2 protein-coding genes and 1 pseudogene are annotated in these 1,850 nt (G+C 61.0%); all 3 read right to left on the minus strand.

From position 1 onward, the window contains the following. On the minus strand, window positions 1-857 hold an 857-nt coding region (locus QZY06_RS18095), incomplete at its 3' end, for a cytochrome c oxidase subunit 3 (protein WP_295686660.1). A gap of 50 nt (window positions 858-907) precedes the next feature. After that, entirely contained in the window at window positions 908-1,498 is a 591-nt protein-coding gene (locus QZY06_RS18100) for a cytochrome c oxidase assembly protein (protein WP_295686662.1), read from the minus strand. 164 nt (window positions 1,499-1,662) lie between these two features. Then, window positions 1,663-1,850: pseudogene (locus QZY06_RS18105) on the minus strand (hypothetical protein); the annotation flags it as partial.

A 1,850-nucleotide genomic window follows, 5' to 3' on the forward strand; every position in this document is an offset into this window, starting at 1 on the left:
ACCCAAACCACGTCGACGAAGTGCCAGTACCAGGCCACGCCTTCGAAACCGAAGTGGCTTTCCGGCTTGAAGTGACCGGCCATCAGGCGCCCGGTGACCGAGATCATCATGATCGTGCCCAAAGTCACGTGCATGCCGTGGAAGCCGGTCAGCATGAAGAACGTCGAACCGTAGATGCCGGAGTGCAGCGTCAGGTTCAGCTCGTGATAGGCCTCGATGTACTCGGTGACCTGGAAGTACAGGAAGGTGGCGCCGAGCGCGATGGTCGCCCACATCCACAGGATCGTCGCCTTGCGATGACCTTCCTTCAGCGCGTGGTGCGCGAAGGTGATGGTCACCGACGAGGTCAGCAGCAGCAGCGTGTTGATCAGCGGCAGATGCCACGGCGAGATGGTCTTGAACTGACCACCGATCGCGGCGGGGCCGTTGGTCGGCCAGATGTTCTCGAAGGCTGGCCACAGAAATTCGTTGGTGCTGACGCGAGCACCTTCGCCCGACAACCACGGCACCGACAGTTCGCGGGCGTAGTACAGCGCGCCGAAGAAGGCCGCGAAGAACATCACTTCCGAGAAGATGAACCAGCTCATGCCGAGGCGGTAGGTGCGATCGACCTGCGGGCTGTACTGGCCGGTCTCGCTTTCCAGCGCCACTCCGCGGAACCAGGTGAACACCACGTAGACGAACAGCAAGCCGCCGACGATGAACGGAATCGGCCCCGGGTGCCGCTCTTCGAGGTACATGCTGACGCTGTACAGGATCGTGCCGAGCGCGATCGTCAGCATGAACGGCCAGGCGCTCGGCGCCGGCACGAAATAGCGCCGGTTGTTGGCATCGCTTGTTGCGGCATGGGTTGCCATGACGGGTTCCTTATCTGTCTGCTTTGAATCTGTTTTGAATGGCGATACGGCTAGCTTTTCGGTACGACTACAGCTTGCTTCTGCACCTCTTCGACCTTGCCGGCCGCCAGCGCGGTGGCATCGAAGAACGTGTACGACAAAGTCACCACCTCGACATCGGCCGGCAACTCCGGATCCAGCATGAAACGAACCGGCATGCGCTTCTCTTCATTCGCCGCGAACGGCTGCTGGCTGAAGCAGAAACATTCGGTCTTGCGCAGATGCCGGGCCGCATTCCACGGCGCAACACTAGGCACCGCCTGACCGATCACCGCTTCGTCCCGCTCGTTGCGTGCCACGAAATCAACTGTGTACAGCTTGCCCGGATGCACCTGCACCGAAGGCTGCTCGGCACGGAAAGTGAACACGCGACCACCGTTGACGGTAGTCACGAACTCGACCTTCACCGTTCGCGTCGCATCTTCACGCTCGACGACATCCTTGGCCGAGATCAGCATCGCGCTGTCCTTGCCGTTGAGGTTCACCAGCTGGCAGATCGCGTTGTACATCGGCACCAGCACGAAGCCGAAGCAGAACATGCCGGCGACCACGACCAGCAGTTTCCAGGTACCTCGGCTGTTGCTGATGACCGGCTTCTTCATCGAATCATCATCAACCGCGGTTGCTGACGGCGATGAAGAAACCGACATAGAAGCCGACGGCGACGAGGGCCAGCAACACCGCCAGGCGCCAGTTGCGGCGTCGGGTCGGCTGTTCGGCAGGCTTGATCATCGTCGTCATCGTTGTCCAGATCTGCTCAGGTCAATCAGTGCGCAGCGGCCGGCTCATCACCAACGTGAGGCGGATCTTCGAAGGTGTGGTACGGCGCCGGCGACGGCACCGTCCATTCCAGACCATGCGCGCCTTCCCAGACCTGCGCCGTCGCCGGGACCATGCCCTTGCGCCAGATGGCGCAGCGAAGGAAGTTGTAGATCATGATGAACTGCGCGATGA

Source organism: uncultured Nevskia sp. (genome assembly GCF_903885465.1).
In the GTDB taxonomy this organism is placed as follows: Bacteria; Pseudomonadota; Gammaproteobacteria; order Nevskiales; family Nevskiaceae; genus Nevskia.